Below are 18958 nucleotides of genomic sequence, written 5' to 3' on the forward strand. Positions count from 1 at the left end.
GTCGCGGCGAATAGGATTCGCCCGACCTGCTGTAAGCCTCTGATTATGCAGGTCGTTGTCCCGGAGCCGGGTGCCATCCATTAAGTCCCTGTTTTTACGCGATTCCGGGCGGAAACACACCCTTCCTGGAAGCGCTTTGGAAACGGCCAAAAAGCACGCGCAGGTTGACAACCTTCCGGTTGCTGCAACATCCTGCCGATCTTTGACTCGGAGGTAGTTATGACTGTTTCGATCAACCGCCGCACCTTTTCCATGGGCACAGGAGCTTTGGCTTTGGCCGCCGCCGGCCTTTCGCCAGCGCACGCGCAGCAGGCTTTTTTCCGCATCGGCACGGGTGGAACGTCCGGCACTTACTATCCGGTGGGTGGCCTGATCGCCAACGCCATCTCGGCAACGGGCCCGGCCGGCGTCGAAGGCCTGGTCGCCACCGCCACGTCCTCCAATGGGTCGGTCGCCAACATCAGCGCCATCCAGTCGGGCGCATCCGAATCAGGCTTTACGCAATCCGATGTCGCCTACTGGGCATATTCGGGCACTGGCCTCTATGAGGGCAAGCCCAAGGCCGATGACCTGCGCCTCATCGCGACGCTCTATCCCGAAACGATCCATCTGGTCGCCCGAGCGGATGCTGGCATCAAGACGGTGGCGGACCTGAAGGGCAAGCGCGTTTCCCTCGACGAGCCGGGCTCAGGGACCATTGTCGACGCGCGCCTCGTGCTCGGCGCATACGGGCTGACGGAGAAAGATGTGCAGCCCGAATACCTCAAGCCCGGTCCGGCCGGCGAGCGGCTCCAGGATGGCGCCATGGACGCCTATTTCTTCGTCGGCGGCTATCCGACCGGCGCCATCGTCGAACTTGCCAGCACCAACAACATCACCCTGGTTCCAATCACCGGCCCCGAAGCCGACAAGCTCCTGTCCGAGCAGAAGTTCTTCTCCGCCGACACTGTGCCGGAAGGCACCTACAAGAATGTCGGCGAGACCAAGACCATATCCGTCGCCGCGCAATGGGTGACCAGCGCCAAGCAGACCGACGACCTCGTCTACAAGATCGTCAAATCGCTTTACAGCGACGCGACCCTGAAGGCGCTGCAGGCCGGCCATGCCAAGGGCAAGCTGATCACGCTCCAGAACGCGGTCACCAGCGCTGGCATCCCGTTTCATCCCGGTGCGGAAAAATTCTACAAGGAAGTCGGCGCCCTGAAGTAGGAGCTACCAGCGCGTAGGACCGATGGACGACAGCGAGGCGGGAGGCGTGCTTTCCGGCTCTTTTGCCTGGAAACTCAGGACACGGAACCGGCCATGAGCGACGATGACAAAATCACGCTTTCCGCGATGGAGTTCGATGAGGAGAAAGCTCGCGAACTGGAGGAGAAATTCGACTCCGAAATCCGATTCCGGCCATTGACCCAGGCCGCGGGCTGGCTGGTCGGCTTCCTCCTGGTGGCGCTGTCGCTGTTTCACTACTACACCGCCGGCTTCGGATTGCTGCAGGAGATGCTGCACCGAGGCATCCATCTGTCGATGGTGCTGGCGCTGATCTTCCTCGTCTTCCCGCTGGTGAAGAAGGGTTACGACCAGCCCGCGCAATCCAGCTTCCTGCGGCCGCTTGGCATACCGCTTTTCGACTGGCTGCTGGCGCTCGCCGCCGTGGTGGCCGTCCTGCACGTGCCGATGATCCCGCTCGACGATCTTGCCTTCCGCGTCGGCAACCCCACGACGCTCGATGTGGTGTTGGGCGTTATCCTGATCCTGCTCCTCCTGGAAGCGACGCGCCGCTCCGTCGGCATCCCGCTGCCGATCATCGCGTGCATCTTCATGGCCTACGCACTGTTTGGGCGGTACATGCCGAGCATTCTGGTGCACCCCGGCGCGTCCGTTTCCCAGCTTGTCGATCACCTCTATCTGACGACGCAGGGAATCTACGGCGTCGCGCTCGGCGTCGTCGCCACCTACGTCTTCCATTTCGTGCTGTTCGGCGTCTTCGCAACCCGCATAGGCCTCGGCCAGCTCTTCCTCGACTGTGCCGCCTGGGTCGCCGGCCGCTACGCCGGCGGTCCCGCCAAGGTATCGATCTTCGGCTCGGCATTGTTCGGCATGATCTCCGGCTCGTCGGTCGCCAACACCGTCACCGTCGGCTCGCTGACCATCCCGGCGATGATCAAGCTCGGCTACAAGAAACATTTCGCCGCGGCGGTGGAGGCGGCGTCCTCGACCGGCGGTCAGGTCACGCCGCCGATCATGGGCGCGGCCGCCTTCCTGATGATCGAATTCCTCGAACTGCCCTACACGACCATCATTCTGGCCGCCATCGTGCCTGCCTTCATGCATTTCTTCGGCGTGTTCATGCAGGTGCATTTCGAGGCCAAGCGCACCGGCCTCAGGGGGCTCAGGCCGGACGAGATGCCCGACGTCGTCGAGGCGCTGAAGCGGGACTGGCCGACGATCATCCCGCTTGTCGTGCTCATCGGCGTCCTGCTCTCGGGCTACACGCCCTACATGGCCGCCTTCTGGGGCATTACGCTCTGCATCGCCGTCGGCTTGCTCAATCCGCGCCGTCGCATGTCGGTTGCCGACATCGCAGTATGCCTGCGCGACGGCGCCAAATATGCGCTCGCCGTCGGTGCCGCGGCCGCCACCGTCGGCATCGTCGTCGGTGTCGTCACCCTGACCGGCGTCGGCTTCAAGCTATCCTACATCGTCACCTCGACGGCGGGCCAGTTGTCGCTCCTGTTCGGCACCTTCATCCCCGAGTCGATCTTCTCGGCTCAGGGCCTGACGCTGCTGTTCACCCTGCTCATGACCGGCGTGGTCTGCATCCTGATGGGCTGCGGCATCCCGACGACGGCCAACTACATCATCATGGTGACCATCGCGGCACCCGCGCTGGTCATGCTGGGCACCGAACCGATCGTCGCCCACTTCTTCGTCTTCTATTACGGCCTGCTGGCCGACATCACGCCACCGGTAGCGTTGGCCGCCTATGCGGCGGCCGGCATGGCGGGGGCGGACCCGTTCAAGACAGGCAACACCGCCTTCCGGTTAGGGTTGGGCAAGGCGCTGGTTCCTTTCGTGTTCGTCTTCTCGCCGTCCCTGCTGCTGGTGACAAAGGACTTCACCTGGCCGAATTTCTTCCTGGCCTTTGGCGGCTGCGTGCTTGGTATCACCTGCCTCGGGGCCGCCCTGTCGCGCTATCTGCTGGTGCGAACGCGCCCATGGGAGAACGTGCTCCTGGTATTTGCCGCCCTGCTACTGGTGGCGCCCGAGCTCTATTCCTCGCTGCTCGGCCTGGCGCTCGTCGTTCCCGTCGTGCTGCGCCATTGGAGCGCACGCCATACCGAAGAGGCGCAACCAGTCTGACCGGCGCCGCGCCCGCGCGATCGACGCTTTAAATAAGCCTGCATCACCTTCACAAGCTGGGAGGTGACGGGACTCGGCGGTCGGTGGAAAAACACGCTGCAAAGGCGCTGTCGACGACGGCCAGCTTGGCGGCCTGGACGATCATGTATTCCTCGTAGAATCCGTGCGACACCCACATCACCGAATTGCCGCGCTGACCAAGCCAGCCAATGCTGCCGAGTTCCTCCGCCGTGCGCAGTTTACGGCTGAGATGGGTCCGCGACAGCTTGAGCCATTTGGCGAAGTCGCCGATCGAAACCACGCCGGTCGGAATTCGCTCCAGCCCGGCATGGTCGGGGTTGATGCCCGACATCAGCCAGTCCATGACGATGCCGCCATTGTTGAGCCAGATGAAAAGGGAAAAGGTCTGGTTGGGTTCGCGCACCGGCTTTGAGGCTAGCAAGCCGTCAGCCACCAGCGGCTGCAGCGTGGCAAGCATGTCGGGCCGCTCCAGGAACCTGGCCAGCCGGTTGCCGCCATCGATATGGTCGAGCGTGCGCAGATGGGCTGTTACCCAGCCGGTGAATCGCTCAATCGTCGCCGCCGTCGGTTGCAGGGGATGCGTGCGGCCGTCCCCACCCGCCACATACTCGGCGATGTTGTAGTGCAGCATCTCCTTGATGAAGGCGTCCGCCGTGTTGCGGCTGGCAACCGCGTTCTTGTGCACGACCTCGATGAAACGCGATACGGTCAGGTCCTTGCGGCGGTCGTTCGGGTCGCGCCTGAAGTGCATGGCAAGGCCGACATGGCCCAACAGCCAGCGCTGCTGCGTGGCAAAGATCGAAGCCAGCCGCGGGCTTTCCTCATAGATGCGGATCAGGGACTGCGACTGTTCCTGAACGTAGCGGTGCAAGGCTGGATGGCCGGCTATGTCTTGCAGATTCAGCGATGATCTCCCGATGCCTTGAATCAACTCGCATGGCGAGATTGCGTTCCCCATTTTCCAGTCTTCGACATCTGTGTCCAGACGTACCAACTACGAAGAACAGGGCCAGCCGAGACACAGATCCACGGCAACGGTTATCGTCTCGTTTGCTATGCTTGAGAACCCCTTCCGTAATCGTTAGCCGAACGGCGAGATCCAGCCGCAGCGTGGCGCAACGGTCGTCAAGGCGTTTCCAGTTGCTGGTCCATGGCGGCATCTTTCACCTCCATCAACCAAATGAGTCCCAGCCAAGTCGAATTAACCGTTGGACAGGTTGAAGCTCTTGCGGGTTCCGCCGATTTCGCAAGGCCGTGCCACTTTGCCAGGTGGGACGGACACCTTCACTCGGCCGCCTGAACCCGACGGGCCTGGATGATCGTGCGGATTTCCGACCGGCAGGAACCGCAATTGGTACCTGCCTTCAGCGTGGCGCCGATGGCTTCGACACTGTTGCAGCCGGCCGCCACGGCCGCGGTAATCTGGTTCACCCCGATGTTGAAACAGGAACAGACGGTCGCGCCGGCATCGGGCCGCTCGGCACCGGCACGGCCGGCGACGATCCTGAAGCGTTCGCGCTGGCTGGCATGGACCTCGCCGAGCTGCTCGGCGGCCCAGCCGCGCGACACCGCGACCGGACCGGGTGCGATGAACAAGGCACCCGCCAGATGCTCGCCTTGGAAGGCGGCGATGCGGTGCTGGCCGGCCTCGCGGTCGTGATAGGCGAGCATTTCGGCATCCGCGGCATCGAAGAGAGAGCCGGCGAAGGCCGTCCAGTCGATATCGTCATTGGCAAAGGCCAGTTCGACCCGCCAGCCGCCCCGGCATCTGGCGGTCGCCCAGTAGTCGGCGGCCATCGTCACGGGCCTTTTGCGTGTCACGGCAAAGCCAAAGGCCCCAGCGGTGAATTTCTCGATGCGAGCGGCGACATGCTTTAGCGCCGGCTGCCCCGACACGGGATCGGTAAGCGATGCCGTGAGCGTGTCGAGCCGGCCCCTGGCGGCGAACTGGTCGGTCCAGTGCATCGGCGCGAACAGGCTGCCCGGGCGCTGGCGCGTGGTCACCAGCACGCGGACCAGCACATCGCCGCGCGGAGTAGAGACGCGCGCGATGTCAGCGTCGCCAATGCCGTAAAGCTGTGCATCCTCGGGGTGGATTTCGACGAAGGGCTCGGCGATGTGCTGGGACAGGCGCGGGCTTTTGCCGGTGCGCGTCATGGTGTGCCAGTGGTCGCGGATCCGGCCGGTGTTGAGGACGAGCGGGAAGGCGGCGGTGATGCGGGTTTCGACGGTTGGACGCAGAGCGATGAAGCGGGCCTTGCGGTCGGGCGTGTAGAAGTTGCCGTCGGCGAAGAAACGGGTTGGTTGGCGTTCGATCGAACTGGCCCCCTCTGGGCGAGTTCCAGCCTGAGCACCCCCCTCTGATTGAAGCCGAGCTTGAGCACCCCCCTCTGGCCTGCCGGCAGGCCAGAGGGGGGTGCCTGGGCTCGGCGCCGGCCAATGGAACGGAGCCAATCCTTCGTAATCCTCAACATCGATCGCAGCATAAGCGCTGATGTCGAAATCCCGCTCGCCATCATTTTCGAACCCCGACAGCGCGGCGTGCTCGGCAAAGATCTCCACTGGGCTCTCATGCGCGAACGCCTCGCCAAAGCCCATCCGCCTTGCCACTTCCGCAATGATCCACCAGTCGGGCCGCGCCTCGCCGGGGGCGGCCAAAAACGGCCGCTGGCGCGAGATGCGGCGCTCGGAATTGGTGACGGTGCCGTCCTTCTCGCCCCAGGCCGTGGCCGGCAGCCGGACATGGGCGTGGCGGACCGTGTCGGTCTCGGCCAGCACGTCCGACACCACGACGAACGGGCAGGCCTTGATCGCCGCCTCGACTGCCCCTGCATCCGGCATGGAATCGACCGGGTTGGTGGCCATGATCCACAACGCCTTGATGCGCCCATCGGCCACCGCCTTGAACATCTCGACCGCCTTGAGACCGGGCTCCCCGGCAATCGCCGGCGCCTTCCAGAAGCGCTGCACGCGTTCGCGATGCCCGGGGTTTTCGATATCCATGTGGGCGGCGAGCATGTTGGCCATGCCGCCGACCTCGCGGCCGCCCATGGCGTTGGGCTGGCCGGTGACCGAGAAAGGGCCGGCGCCCGCTTTTCCGATGCGGCCGGTGGCGAGATGGCAGTTGATGATGGCGTTGACCTTGTCGGTGCCCTGGGACGACTGGTTGACGCCCTGGCTGTAGACGGTGACGGTCTTTTCCGTCCTGGCGAACAGGCTGTAGAAACGGCTAAGTTGGTCTTCGCTGAGGCCCGTGGCGGCAGCGACGCCGGCAAGGTCGAGCGTCGAGGCGGCGAACAGGGCTTGTCCGAATCCGGCCGTATGCGCCGTGATATAGGCACGCTCGAGCGCATTGTGCTGGCCGAGCCAGGCGAGCAGGCCGGTGAACAGGGCGACGTCGCCATCCGGCGCGATCGCCAGATGCATGTCTGCGATGTCAGATGTCATGGTACGGCGCGGATCGACGAGCACTACCTTCATCTCGGGCCGCTTTTCCCGGGCAGCCGCGATGCGCTGATAGAGCACGGGATGGCACCAGGCGAGATTGGAGCCTACCAGCACGATCAGGTCGGCCAGTTCCAGATCCTCGTAGGTTCCCGGCACGGTGTCCGAACCAAACGCGCGGCGGTGGCCGGCAACCGACGAAGCCATGCAGAGCCGCGAATTGGTGTCGATGTTGGCCGAACCGACGAACCCCTTCATCAGCTTGTTGGCGAGATAGTAATCCTCGGTCAGCAACTGGCCGGAGACGTAGAAGGCGACCGCGTCGGGGCCATGTTCGGCGATGGTGTGCCGGAAGGTCGAGGCGACGATGTCGAGCGCCTCGTTCCAGCCGGCCGGGCGGTCGTGGATTTGTGGATGGAGCAGCCGGCCGTCGAGGTCGATCGTCTCGGCCAGTGCGGAGCCCTTGGAACAGAGCCGGCCGAAATTCGCGGGATGATCGGGATCGCCGCGGACAGACACCTGCCCGTCCGCGGCGATCTTCGCCAGCACGCCGCAGCCGACCCCGCAATAGGGGCAGGTGGTCCTCACCTCGCGCGCTGCGTCAATCTCCATGGTTCAGGCCGCCCGGCTGGCCAGCGCTTCCAGCGCGACGAACAGGTGCTCGCCCTCCCGCTTCACGGGAATCGTGCGCACGGCGCCTTCGTCGGCGCCAAGCGCCTTGCCTGTCTCAAGCGAGATGACCCAATTGTGCAGAGGGCACGTCACGGCCGCGCCATGGACAATGCCCTGGCTCAGCGGTCCGCCCCTGTGCGGGCAATGGTCGTCAATAGCGAAAACCTGATCCTCGGCGGTGCGAAAGACAGCGATCTTGCCTTGCGGGGTGGCGACACAGCGCGCGCCACGGCGGGGAATGTCGGAGAGGGTGCCGATCGATGTCCAGGTCATAGGTGTGCCTTTGCTTGATAGGATTGCGCCAAGGCGCCCCCCTCTGTCCTGCCGGACCCGGCCCTTCGCTGTCGCTCCTGGCGTTCGTCGTTCGAAAAGCCAAGCAATTGGCTTTCCGTCCGCTTCGCGGACCACGCCTCACCCCCCGCAAGGGGGGAGATTGGCAGCTTGAGCGCAGGCGCATTTTCTTCAGCGCTGGAGATTGGCGAAAGCAGATATGACATCCGATCTCCCCCCTTGCGGGGGAGATGGCCGGTAGGCCAGAGGGGGGTGCCTCGCGCTGACATCGCCATCACTCCGCCGCCTGCGCAAACCCGACCGACGCCATCGGCCGGAATTCGTGCTTGTCCTTGCCGGACACGCGCTCGGACCATGGATCGACCTGGGCGAACTTCTGCGAAAAGATGAAGCGGTCGTAATAGGCCTTGCGCTTCTCGCCATCGTCCATGATCTGGCGCTTGATCTCGGCGATGCCGATGCGCTTGGCCCATTTGTAGATGCGTTCGAGATAGCGGCCCTGCTCGCGATACATCTGCGTCAGCGCCACGATATGCTCCAACGCCTCGTCCTCGGTCCTGACCAGGCCGAGCACTTCCGTGCCCTTGATGTCGAGCCCGGCGGCGCCGGCGAAATGGATCTCGTAACCGCTATCGACGCAGATGACGCCGACGTCCTTGCAGGTCGCCTCGGCGCAATTCCTCGGGCAGCCCGACACCGCCATCTTGACCTTGGCCGGCGTCCACGAGCCCCACATGAACTTCTCGATGCGGATGCCGAGACCTGTCGAATCCTGCGTGCCGAAGCGGCACCAGTCCGAGCCGACGCAGGTCTTCACCGTGCGCAGCCCCTTGGCATAGGCATGGCCCGAGACGAAGCCGGCCTGGCCGAGATCGGCCCACACCGCCGGCAGGTCCTCCTTGCGGATGCCCAGCATGTCGATGCGCTGGCCGCCGGTGACCTTGACCATCGGAATTTCGAATTTGTCGACGACGTCGGCGATGGCGCGCAGTTCTGCCGCATTGGTGACGCCGCCCCACATGCGCGGCACCACCGAATAGGTGCCGTCCTTCTGGATGTTGGCGTGGACGCGCTCGTTGATGAAGCGCGACTGGTAGTCGTCGGCATACTCGTCCGGCCAGTCGCAGACGAGATAGTAGTTAAGGGCCGGCCGGCATTTGGCGCAGCCGCAGGAGGTCTTCCACTCCAGCTCCTGCATGACCGCCGGAATGGTCTTCAGTCCCTTGGCCTTGATCAGCCTGCGCACGTCGTCATGGCCGAAAACGGTGCAGGAGCACATGGGCTGCACGGCGGCCGGGTTGTAGGTGTCGCCAAGGGTCAGCACCATCAGCTTTTCGACCAGCCCGGTGCAGGAGCCGCAAGACGCCGACGCCTTGGTGTGGGCGCGCACGTCGTCGAGCGAAGTCAGGCCCTTGCCCGTGATCGCGCCCGTGATCTTGCCCTTGCAGACGCCGTTGCAGCCGCAGATTTCCGCATCATCCGGCAAGGCTGCAACGGCCGCCATAGGGTCCAGCGGGGCACCCCCCTGGTAGGACTGGCCGAAGATCAACGTATCGCGCATCTGCGATATGTCGGTCTGTTTCTTCTTCAGGTCGTTGAACCAGGCGCCGTCCGATGTCTCGCCATAGAGCACGGTGCCGATGATGCGGTCATCCCTGAGCACCAGCCGCTTGTAGACGCCGGCCGAGGCGTCGCGCAGCACGATCTCCTGGCGGTCGTCGCCATCGGCGAAGTCGCCGAGCGAGAAGAGGTCGATGCCGGTGACTTTCAGCTTGGTCGGCGTGTCCATGTGGACGAAGGCGGCGGTCTCGTCGCCGGCAAGCTGATGAGCGGCGACACGCGCCATCTCATAGAGCGGCGCCACCAGCCCGTAGACCATGCCGCCCACCTCGGCGCATTCGCCGAGTGCGTAGATATCCGGGTCGTTGCTGCGCATCCCGGCATCGACGACGATGCCTCTGTTGACGGCAATGCCTGCATCCTTGGCCAGTGCCGCGTTCGGCCGGATGCCTACCGCCATGACCACCAGCGTCGCCGGGATGATTGTGCCGTCGGCGAGTTCCACCCGCTCGACCTTGCCATTGCCGGTGATTGCCTGCGTGTTGGCCTTGGTGACGACCTTGATGCCGCGCTGCTCCACCGCGCGCTGCAGGAGGTAGCCGGCGGCCGGATCGAGCTGGCGCTCCATCAGCGTCGGCATGACGTGCAGCACGGTGACATCCATGCCTTGCGCGTTGAGGCCGGCCGCCGCCTCCAATCCGAGCAGGCCGCCGCCGATGACGACGGCCTTGGCGCGCGACTGGGCGGCGAGCATCATCGCCTGAACGTCGTCGAGATCGCGATAGGTCAGCACGCCCGGCAGATTGTGGCCGGGCACCGGGATGATGAACGGCACCGAGCCGGTGGCGATGACAAGCTTGTCGTAAGGCTCGGTGACGCCGTGGTCGGAGGTGACGGTCTTCGCTTGCCGGTCGATGGCCATGATCTTGTGGCCCTTGTAGAGGGTGATGTCATTGGCGATGTACCAGCCGTCCCCATGGATGATGATTTCCTCATAGGCCTTCTCGCCGGAGAGCACCGGCGACAGCATGATGCGGTCGTAATTGACCCTGGGCTCGGCGTTGAAGATGGTGACGGCGTAGCGGCCCGGCGCCTGTTCCAGCAGATGCTCCAGCATGCGCCCGGGCGCCATGCCGTTGCCGATGATGACGAGTTTTTCGGTCATGGCGTTACTCCGCGGCTTCGACGAAGCGGTGGCGTTCGTAGAGGAACTTCAGCACCGCCTCGCGGCAACGCAGGAAGGTCCGGTCGGAGGCAAGTTCGATGCGTCGGCGCGGCCGCGCCAGCGGCACGGGCAGCACCTCGCCGACGGTCGCCGCCGGGCCGTTGGTCATCATGACGATGCGGTTGGACAGCAGCACCGCCTCGTCGACGTCATGGGTGATCATGATCGTCGTCGAACCCAGCCTGGAATGGATGTCCATCACAGCGTCCTGCAGATGGGCGCGGGTCAAGGCGTCGAGCGCGCCAAACGGCTCGTCGAGCAGCAGGATCTTGGGTTCCATGGCGAGCGCGCGAGCAATGCCGACGCGCTGTTTCATGCCGCCGGAGATTTCGGCCGGCCGCCTGTCGCTCGCATGCGCCATCTGCACGAGGTCGAGATTGCGCATGATCCAGTCATGCCGCTCGGCCTTGCTCTTCGAGCGGCCGAAGACTTTCGACACCGCCAGATTGATGTTCTCGTAGACGGTCAGCCACGGCAGCAGCGAGTGGTTCTGGAACACAACGGCGCGCTCGGGGCCGGGGCTGTCGACCTCCTTGTCCTCCAGCAACACCGCGCCGGCGGAAACCTTGGTCAAGCCGGCGATCAGGTTGAGCAAGGTCGACTTGCCGCAACCGGAATGGCCGATGATGGAGACGAATTCGCCCTTGTCGATGGTCAGCCTGATGTCCCTCAGCACATCGCTGACCTGGCTGCCACGAGCGAAGGATTTGTCGATATGGTCGAGCTTGAGATAGGCGGTCATGGCGCTCTCCTCACTTTGCCGTCGTACCGCGGGTGACAAAGGCGCCGACCGCCGCGACCAGGCGGTCGAGGCAGAAGCCGGTGACGCCGATATAGGCGAGCGCGACGATGATGTCGGGCAGCCGTGACGAATTCCACGCGTCCCAGATGAAGAAGCCGATGCCGACGCCGCCGGTCAGCATTTCGGCCGCGACGATGGCGAGCCAGGACAGGCCGATGCCGATGCGCAGGCCGGTGAAGATGTAAGGCGCAGCGGCCGGCACCATGATCTTGATGAAGAATTCGAGTTGGTTCAGCCGCAGGATGCGGGCGACATTGCGATAGTCCTGCGGGATGTTGCGCACGCCGACGGCGGTGTTGATGATGACCGGCCAGATAGAAGTGATGAAGATCACGAACAGAGCCGACGGGTTGGAGTCGCGGAAGGCGGCGAGCGACAGCGGCAGCCAGGCGAGCGGCGGCACGGTGCGCAGGATCTGGAACACTGGATCGAGGCCGCGCATCGCCCAGATCGACTGGCCGACCAGCGCGCCGAGCGCCACACCGACGACCGCCGCCATGCCGAAGCCGATGGCGACGCGCTGGAGCGAGATCAGCACCCGCCAGGCAAGACCGATATCCTGCGGGCCGTTGTCGAAGAATGGATGCGCGATCAGGTCATAGGCCTCGTTCCACACCTGGCTCGGCGGCGGCAGGCTTGCCGTCGGCGACGAGCAGGCGACCTGCCAGACGACAAGCAGGAGGGCGATGACGATGGCGGGCGGGACGAGAGCGCTGGCCACCCTGGTGGCGACCGCCACCGGATCGATACGGCGCCGCGCTTTGGCGGTGAAGGCGACCACCTCGGCTGGCTTGGCCGGGAATGCTTTCACCTTGGTGTCCTCGACGGCTTGGATGGACATGTCCTAGGGATACTCCGTGGCGTGCTGGTGCGGTACTGAGCGCCAAACGGCGATGGCGCCGTTTGCGTTGGGGCACAAACGGCCTGACTAAGCCGATGCCTTGATGGTCAGGCTGTCGAGATAGGCCGAGGGGTTGGCCGGATCGAAAGTCTTGCCGTCGAAGAAGGTCTCGACGCCGCGCGAGGACGAGGCCGGGATGTCGCTCGCGGCGACACCGAGTTCCTTGGCCGCCTCCCGCCAGATATCCTCGCGGTTGACCTGGTCGACCAGCGCCTTGATGTCGGTGGTCGGCGCGAACTTGCCCCAGCGGATGTTTTCGGCGAGGAACCAGCTGTCGTGGCTCTTGAACGGGTAGGAGACGCCGCCCTTCCAGAATTTCATGTAGAGGTCGGTGGCGCTGGCGACCCGGCCATTGCCGTAGTTGATGTCGCCCTTGAGGCGGCCGATAATGTCGGCGACGGGCACATTCATCCATTGCCGCTTGCCGATGATGGCGGCCATCTCGTCCTTGTTTTCCTTGGCGTCGCACCATTGCTGTGCCGCCATCACCGCCATGGCGATCGCCTTGGTGGCGTTGGGATATTTTTCTATGAAGGCGGCGCGCAGGCCGAGCGCCTTTTCCGGATGGCCCTTCCAGAGTTCGCCGGTCGTGGCGGCGGTGAAGCCGACGCCCTGGTGGACAAGCTGTTCGTTCCACGGCTCGCCGACGCAGAACACGTCCATATTGCCGACCTTCATGTTGGCCACCATCTGCGGCGGTGGCACGACGATGGTCGAGACGTCCTTGTCCGGGTTGATGCCGCCGGCCGCCAGCCAGTAGCGCAGCCACAGATCATGGGTGCCGCCCGGGAAGGTCATGGCGGCCTTGACCTCCTTGCCCTCGGCCTTCTTGGCGGCGAAGGCGTCCTTCAGCTTGGCGGCATCGAGGCCGACGCCGGTCGCGGCATATTCCTGTGCGACCGAAATGCCCTGGCAGTCGTAGTTGAGGCGGGCGACGATCGCCATCGGCAGCGGCTGGTTGTTCTGCGTCACCTTGCCGGTGTGCATGAGGTAAGGCATCGGCGTCAGGATGTGGGCGCCGTCGATGCCGTTGGCTTCGCCGCCGAGCATCAGATTGTCCCGCGTCGCGCCCCAGGAGGCCTGCTTGAGCACCTCGACATCAGGCATGCCGAATTTCGCGAACAGGCCCTTCTCCTTGGCGATGATCAGGGGCGCGGCATCGGTCAGCGCAATGAAGCCGAGCTTGGCGCCGGTTACTTCGGGACCTTTGCCTTCGGCATGAGCGCCGGCGGGAAACAATGTCTTTGCGGCGAGGAACAGTCCTGCCGTCAGCGCGCTGCTGGCCAGAAAATCGCGGCGGGTGAAATCCTTGAGGGACGTGCCAGTTCCGATCCGTTTTGTCATCGTCGTCTCCGGTTGGGCGCGTTGGAAGCGCCGTCGATTGCGTGTTCGGCCAAAAACAAAAAAGCCACCGGCCAGGCTTCGCGCATCCCTGGGGGATTGCGCAGTGACCTGAGCGGCAGCTTTGCCTATGGCGCCCGCCATTGGACGCCTGTTCCATTGCCCGTGAAGGGCTCATTTATTTCAAAGCAGGAACCGTGCCAGTTTACCTCTGGCCGAAAAATTCAAATGGATTCAAGATGATGGGAGCATTATGCGGCGACCCGATCCGTCGCGACTGAGGTCAAACATTGGTCAGCTCACCTTTCGAGCGCATAATTTTTGTGCAATGCACAAGCATGGCGCTAAAATGATCAGGCTTCCCCGATGGCTGATTTTTCCCTCTCGATATAGGCGTCGATCTCGTCTGGATCGAAGATCTGGCCATCGAAGAAACCGTCCGGTCCGAGCATGAGACCGGCTCCCGTCGCGCCTACCGCGGTCGCGGCCTTGAGTGCGCCTTCGACCTTGGCATTGGCGCCGGGCAGCGCCACCCCGAGTGGCTTCAGCGCCGAGCGGTAGAGATCTGGGCGGTAGCAGTCGCGGGCGACGGCGAGATTGTCGGGCGTGTGCGCGACGTGGCCCCAGCGGACCATCTGCGTGTAGAACCACAGCGAATGGCTTTTCCAGGGAAAGTTGGCGGCCTTGTCGAACGGCACGAAGAAGTCGTCGATGTCCAGCTCCGCCCCGCCGCCCAGCCGGAGATGGCCGGTCAGGATCGGCATCTGGACGGCCGGCGGCAGCCCAAGAAAGCCACGCTGCGCCATCACCGCGGCCAATTCGTCGCGGTTCGCCGGATCCTGGCACCAGCGCGCCGAGTGATGCAATGCGCGCAAGAGGGCCGCCAGCGCCTCTGGGACCTGTTCGGCCCAGGCCTTGCGCACGCCAATCACCTTCTCCGGGCTGTTGCGCCATATCTGCGCCTTGACGGTGACGATATGGCCGGTGCCGGCCGCCACCGCGGCGCTGTTCCAGGGCTCGCCGACGCAATAGCCGTCGATGCGGCCGGCGGCCAGCGCGTCGGCCATGAAGGGCGGCGGCACGATGACGATCTCGATCTCGCGCGATGGATCGACGCCGCAGGCGGCAAGCCAGTAGCGCAGTTCGTAATTGTGCCCGGAATGCGGATGCACGACGGCGAAACGCAGTGGGTCGCGGCCGGCGTCGGCCCGCTCGCGGATGAAGGCGCCAAGTGCCGCGCCGGCACGGGCCGGATCGAGATCGGGTACGGCACCGTGCGCCGCCATGCCGGCCCAGACGGCGTTGGAGATGGTAACGCAGTTGCCGCCGAGCCCCAGCGAAAAGGGCACGATGGTCTCGGAGGCGAGCGGAGTGAGGCCCAGATTGCAGGCGAGCGGCATCGGTCCGAGCATGTGCGCGAGGTCGAAATGGCCGATGGCGATGCGGTCGCGGATGTTGGCCCAGGAGGTCTCGCGGTGCAGGGTGAGATCGATGCCTTCGCGCGCGGCAAAGCCCAGTTCGCCGGCCGCGACCAGCACGGCGCTATCGAAAAGCGGCATGAAGCCGGCGGTGATCTGGTGCTCGGCGCCCATGCTCATTCGTCCTCCGCCGGTCCGAGAAGCCCGGCGGCAGTCACCAGGCTTTGGGCGATGTCGCCGATCTTGCGGTTCTGGTTCATCGCGGTCTTGCGCAGCAGCGTGTAGGCGGCCTCTTCGGTCAGGCCGCGCGACTTCATCAAGATGCCCTTGGCGCGGTCGATCACCTTGCGGCTCTCGAGTTCGCTGCGCGCCTCTTCCAGTTCACGTGCCATGCGCGAGAAAGCGTTGAAGCGGCTCACCGCCATGTCGAGGATCGGCTTGACGCGCTCCTGCCTCAACCCGTCGACGACATAGGCCGAAACGCCGGCATCGACCGCGGCCTCGATCGAGGCCTGATCCGAGCGATCGACGAACATGGCGATCGGGCGCTTTACGGCCCGCGACAGCTGGAACATGTTTTCCAGCATGTCGCGGTTGGGATTTCCAAGGTCGATGACGATGACGTCGGGTTCGATCTCGGCAATGCGGCGCGCAATGCCCGAGACGTCATGGATGACGGTGACCCGCTGATGACCCGCCTCGCGCAATCCGGCTTCGATTATCGAAGCGCGGATGCGGTTTTCGTCGATCACCAGGACGGCGAGGGAAGTTCGGACCATGCCCGCATTATGAGCAAGGCCGCAAATTTGTGCAATGCAGCATAGCCACCGACCTTGGAAGGTCGGTGGCTATGCCCAGAATGCCTGGTGGCGAAAAGTATCGGCTTGGCAGGAGACGTTGATCAGCCGCAGACGCGAACGTCTTCGACCACCCTGTGGTGGTGGCGCCAATGCACGACCGTCTCGATGTGGCAGCGGTGATGGCGGTGGTGACGCCAGCGGTAGCCGTCATTGTCATACTGGACGCTCTGGTCGCCATCATACTCGTTGTCGTAGCGGCGCTCATGATGACGGCGCACTACGATTCCGGAATCTTCGTCCGAGGAATACTGGTTGCCGTCGTCGGACTGGATAGTCACGCTGGCAGCCTGCGTGGGCGCAATCGCCGCAGCTGTCGCGGCAAACGCCAGCACCGAAGCCAAAATCAACTTTTTCATTCTGTCCTCCTGCATGTTCAACACACATAAACTCGCGGAACAACCGGGTGTTCCGCTCAAATCCACACGCTTTGCGACGCTGGCGATATCAAGCCGTTATCGGCCGCATATTACAAGTGGACGAAGGCGGTCAGCGGCAGATGGTCGGAGGCCACGCGCGACAACGGTGTGTCATGCGCTTCGATGGTCCCGATCATGCCGTGCCGGTTGGCCATGATCCGGTCGAGCGCCAGCAGCGGCAGATTGGACGGGAAGGTGGGAACGGCAGGGGGCTGCGGGCCGAAGCTCGCGTGCAGCGTGTTCAGCGCGGAGCGGTTGCCGAGCCGCCATTCGTTCAGGTCGCCGAGCAGGAGCGTCGGCTTCTCGTCGGGACTGTTCATGATATCCAGCACGACCTGGGCCTGCTGCGAGCGGGAGCGGCGCAGCAGGCCCAGATGGGCCGCGATGATGCGCAAGGACCGATTTCCGTCGAGATCGATTTCCGCGACCACCGCGCCGCGCGGTTCGAGACCCGGGAGCCTGATCTGATGCACGTCGCGAACGACGCCCCTTTTGAACAGCAGGACATTGCCGTGCCAGCCATGGCCTTTGCCCGTTGCTGAAATGGGCACCGGCACGAGGCCGGTTTCGAGTTCTAGACGGTGCAGGTCGAGAAGCCCGTCACGGTCGCCGAAACGATTGTCGGCCTCCTGCAGGGCGATCACGTCGGGGGCGATCTCCCGGATGACGCGGCTGGTGCGGTCGGGATCGAACTTGCGGTCGACGCCGATGCATTTGTGGACGTTGTAGGAGGCGACCAGCGTCCCGGTGACGCCGTCCTTCTTCGCCGAGAAGGCGTTGGCCTTGCGCATCCGCCGGTCGCGAATGGACAGGAGCATATTGGCCGGCAGGCTGCGCCCGTTCATTCGCATCGCGCGCCGATCGTCCTTGCTGTTCTCACCATGCACCTAGAAATAGAGTCTTTCAGCCGATGTTCCATGGTTGGCGACACCCTATCCGGTAAACACGTCGTTTTCTTAAAGACAGGTTTTTCCCGGAGATAGTTTCTCCTAGAGATAGGGCGATCCCAGCCAGAGCATGCGATCGAACAGCCGGATGATGAACGGACGCGCCCGCAAGGCGGCCAGCGTGACTGGGACGGCCGTTTCGATCGCCGATCCGATCCGGGTCTCGATCTCGGTTGCAAAAGCCGCATCGAGGACCTCAAGGTCGATCTCGAAGTTGAGCCGCAGCGAGCGGGCATCGAGGTTGGAGGACCCGACATAGGCCCACACGCCGTCGATCGAAAGCAGCTTGGAATGGTCGAAGGGCCCTTCCGTGCGCCATATGCGGCAATAATTCTTCAGGATCTGGTCGAATTGCGCGGTCATGGCGCGATCGACAAGGAAGAGGTTGTTCACCGCCGGCACCACGACATCGATCTCGACGCCGCGCCTGGCCGCGGTGATCAGGGCACTGATCAATTCCCGGTCCGGCAGGAAATAGGGCGACATCAGCCGTATCGACTTGCGCGCGACCGAGAAGGCGCCGATCAGCAGTTTGTGGTTGGTTTCGTTGCTCGCATCCGGTCCGGACGCGACCGCACGCACCAGCATCGGCTGGCCGGCGGGTGGCGAAACCGGTGTAATCCGCCAGGCATCGCCCTTCAGCGCCTCCTTGGTGGCAAATCGCCAGTCCTCGGCGGCGACGGAGAAGAGATCGGCAACAACGGGGCCGGTGACCTGGAAATGCGTATCCCTGGCGCTTTTCGACCCGGCGAACTCCGCCGAAAAACCCTTGCGGATGTTCATGCCGCCGGTAAAGGCAACCGTGCCGTCGACCACCAGGATCTTGCGGTGGGTCCGCAGGTTGGCATAGGGCAGGCGCAGGCCCATGACGATGTTGCCGTTGAAGACATCCGCCGTGATGTTGGCGCGGCGCAGATGCCCCAGGATGCTGGGGACGGAGTATCGTGCGCCGACGGCATCGATCAGCACACGGACAGTGACGCCGCGCTGGACGGCGCCGGCCAGCGCTTCGACGAAAAGCAGGCCGACGGCGTCGTTGTCGAAAATATAGGTCTCGAGCAGGACGCTGCGCTCGGCCCCGTCGATCGCCGCGCACATGGCCGGGTAGGCCTCGTCGCCGCTTTCCAGCACCTCGATTGCATTTCCCGGGTTGAGCGTTCGCCGCGCCACCCTGTCGCCCAACGTCCTGAGGCCAGTGAACCGCTGTCCATAGCGCTCGATGATCAACGCCTCTTCGAGGGCGACGTCGCGTTCATGCTTGGCCGACACCAGGCCATCGGCGAGCGGGCGCTGGGCGCTGATCGTGGCGCGGCGGATGCGGTTGATGCCGGCCACGGCATAGATCAGCACGCCGAGGATCGGCGACAGCACCATGATGCCGACCCAGCCGGTGGCGGCGCGGACGTCCTCCTTGGTCATGACAGCATGGGCAATGCCGATGGTTGCCATCACCACCGAGATGATCGCCAGTATTTGGGGCCAGTGAATCGCCAGGGTCTCGAACATTGCCGGGACTATCCAGCGAGCGCCCGCATAAGGCAATGCAGCCGGCCGTATCCACGTCTCTGCATGTGCGAGAACGGCGGCGCACGGTTATTTGAGCAGGCCAACCAGGACGCTGAAAGCGGCGTCGATATCGGCGCGGACCGCGGCGTTGACGGTCTCGCCGTCGCGAGCACGGCAGGCCGCCGCTGGTCGCG

The 18958-nt window shown here is 64.1% G+C and carries 14 protein-coding genes; 2 read left to right on the plus strand and 12 right to left on the minus strand.

The genetic code is table 11. The features are described from left to right. The first annotated feature begins 219 nt into the window (after positions 1 to 219). Entirely contained in the window at positions 220 to 1209 is a 990-nt protein-coding gene (locus FJW04_RS08405) for a TAXI family TRAP transporter solute-binding subunit (protein ID WP_140713504.1), read from the plus strand. A gap of 93 nt (positions 1210 to 1302) precedes the next feature. Beyond that, positions 1303 to 3360, plus strand: coding sequence for a TRAP transporter permease (locus FJW04_RS08410; RefSeq protein ID WP_140713507.1), 2058 nt, complete (start codon positions 1303 to 1305; stop codon positions 3358 to 3360). Between the two features lie 49 nt (positions 3361 to 3409). Here FJW04_RS08410 and FJW04_RS08415 read toward each other — a convergent pair whose 3' ends face one another. The 12 genes from FJW04_RS08415 to FJW04_RS08470 all read right to left on the minus strand — a co-directional run bounded on the left by FJW04_RS08415 (position 3410) and on the right by FJW04_RS08470 (position 18764). Beyond that, complete coding sequence (locus tag FJW04_RS08415) at positions 3410 to 4339, minus strand: hypothetical protein (RefSeq protein ID WP_140713509.1); 930 nt, start codon at positions 4337 to 4339, stop codon at positions 3410 to 3412. 326 nt (positions 4340 to 4665) lie between these two features. Further along, positions 4666 to 7437 (minus strand): nitrate reductase, encoded by a 2772-nt coding sequence (locus tag FJW04_RS08420; RefSeq protein ID WP_140713511.1) that lies wholly within the window; start codon positions 7435 to 7437, stop codon positions 4666 to 4668. Between the two features lie 3 nt (positions 7438 to 7440). Next, on the minus strand, positions 7441 to 7770 hold the full coding sequence (gene nirD, locus FJW04_RS08425) for a nitrite reductase small subunit NirD (RefSeq protein WP_140661842.1): 330 nt from the start codon (positions 7768 to 7770) through the stop codon (positions 7441 to 7443). A 292-nt stretch (positions 7771 to 8062) separates the two neighbouring features. After that, positions 8063 to 10513 carry a nitrite reductase large subunit NirB gene (nirB, locus tag FJW04_RS08430; RefSeq protein WP_140661843.1) on the minus strand — a complete coding sequence of 817 codons (2451 nt, stop codon included), beginning with the start codon at positions 10511 to 10513 and terminating at the stop codon, positions 8063 to 8065. Positions 10514 to 10517: 4 nt separating this feature from the next. Then, positions 10518 to 11315 carry an ABC transporter ATP-binding protein gene (locus FJW04_RS08435; RefSeq protein ID WP_140713513.1) on the minus strand — a complete coding sequence of 266 codons (798 nt, stop codon included), beginning with the start codon at positions 11313 to 11315 and terminating at the stop codon, positions 10518 to 10520. A 10-nt stretch (positions 11316 to 11325) separates the two neighbouring features. After that, a complete protein-coding gene (ntrB, locus tag FJW04_RS08440; RefSeq protein WP_140713515.1) occupies positions 11326 to 12216 on the minus strand; it encodes a nitrate ABC transporter permease in 891 nt (296 codons plus the stop codon). Between the two features lie 87 nt (positions 12217 to 12303). Further along, the gene (locus FJW04_RS08445; RefSeq protein WP_140713517.1) at positions 12304 to 13620 is read right to left on the minus strand and encodes a CmpA/NrtA family ABC transporter substrate-binding protein; all 1317 of its coding nucleotides are present in this window, start codon (positions 13618 to 13620) and stop codon (positions 12304 to 12306) included. A gap of 350 nt (positions 13621 to 13970) precedes the next feature. Continuing rightward, positions 13971 to 15209 (minus strand): CmpA/NrtA family ABC transporter substrate-binding protein, encoded by a 1239-nt coding sequence (locus FJW04_RS08450; protein ID WP_181172914.1) that lies wholly within the window; start codon positions 15207 to 15209, stop codon positions 13971 to 13973. A 2-nt stretch (positions 15210 to 15211) separates the two neighbouring features. Beyond that, entirely contained in the window at positions 15212 to 15814 is a 603-nt protein-coding gene (locus tag FJW04_RS08455) for an ANTAR domain-containing response regulator (RefSeq protein ID WP_140619514.1), read from the minus strand. A 122-nt stretch (positions 15815 to 15936) separates the two neighbouring features. Next, the gene (locus FJW04_RS08460; protein WP_140661847.1) at positions 15937 to 16251 is read right to left on the minus strand and encodes a hypothetical protein; all 315 of its coding nucleotides are present in this window, start codon (positions 16249 to 16251) and stop codon (positions 15937 to 15939) included. Positions 16252 to 16361: 110 nt separating this feature from the next. Then, positions 16362 to 17162 (minus strand): endonuclease/exonuclease/phosphatase family protein, encoded by an 801-nt coding sequence (locus tag FJW04_RS08465; RefSeq protein ID WP_015315961.1) that lies wholly within the window; start codon positions 17160 to 17162, stop codon positions 16362 to 16364. A 138-nt stretch (positions 17163 to 17300) separates the two neighbouring features. Continuing rightward, positions 17301 to 18764: a phosphatidylserine/phosphatidylglycerophosphate/cardiolipin synthase family protein gene (locus FJW04_RS08470; RefSeq protein WP_140713521.1), complete on the minus strand. Its 1464-nt coding sequence runs from the start codon at positions 18762 to 18764 to the stop codon at positions 17301 to 17303. Positions 18765 to 18958: the final 194 nt, after the last annotated feature.

Source organism: Mesorhizobium sp. B2-7-3 (assembly GCF_006440715.1).
Lineage (GTDB): Bacteria > Pseudomonadota > Alphaproteobacteria > Rhizobiales > Rhizobiaceae > Mesorhizobium > Mesorhizobium australicum.

Bases quoted from the DNA above. Each gene is read 5' to 3' on its own strand.
- FJW04_RS08405 (WP_140713504.1), top strand. From the start codon at position 220: ATGACTGTTTCGATCAACCGCCGCACCTTTTCCATGGGCACAGGAGCT.
- FJW04_RS08410 (WP_140713507.1), top strand. From the start codon at position 1,303: ATGAGCGACGATGACAAAATCACGCTTTCCGCGATGGAGTTCGATGAG.
- FJW04_RS08415 (WP_140713509.1), bottom strand. From the start codon at position 4,339: ATGGGGAACGCAATCTCGCCATGCGAGTTGATTCAAGGCATCGGGAGA.
- FJW04_RS08420 (WP_140713511.1), bottom strand. From the start codon at position 7,437: ATGGAGATTGACGCAGCGCGCGAGGTGAGGACCACCTGCCCCTATTGC.
- nirD (WP_140661842.1), bottom strand. From the start codon at position 7,770: ATGACCTGGACATCGATCGGCACCCTCTCCGACATTCCCCGCCGTGGC.
- nirB (WP_140661843.1), bottom strand. From the start codon at position 10,513: ATGACCGAAAAACTCGTCATCATCGGCAACGGCATGGCGCCCGGGCGC.
- FJW04_RS08435 (WP_140713513.1), bottom strand. From the start codon at position 11,315: ATGACCGCCTATCTCAAGCTCGACCATATCGACAAATCCTTCGCTCGT.
- ntrB (WP_140713515.1), bottom strand. From the start codon at position 12,216: ATGTCCATCCAAGCCGTCGAGGACACCAAGGTGAAAGCATTCCCGGCC.
- FJW04_RS08445 (WP_140713517.1), bottom strand. From the start codon at position 13,620: ATGACAAAACGGATCGGAACTGGCACGTCCCTCAAGGATTTCACCCGC.
- FJW04_RS08450 (WP_181172914.1), bottom strand. From the start codon at position 15,209: ATGGGCGCCGAGCACCAGATCACCGCCGGCTTCATGCCGCTTTTCGAT.
- FJW04_RS08455 (WP_140619514.1), bottom strand. From the start codon at position 15,814: ATGGTCCGAACTTCCCTCGCCGTCCTGGTGATCGACGAAAACCGCATC.
- FJW04_RS08460 (WP_140661847.1), bottom strand. From the start codon at position 16,251: ATGAAAAAGTTGATTTTGGCTTCGGTGCTGGCGTTTGCCGCGACAGCT.
- FJW04_RS08465 (WP_015315961.1), bottom strand. From the start codon at position 17,162: ATGCGAATGAACGGGCGCAGCCTGCCGGCCAATATGCTCCTGTCCATT.
- FJW04_RS08470 (WP_140713521.1), bottom strand. From the start codon at position 18,764: ATGTTCGAGACCCTGGCGATTCACTGGCCCCAAATACTGGCGATCATC.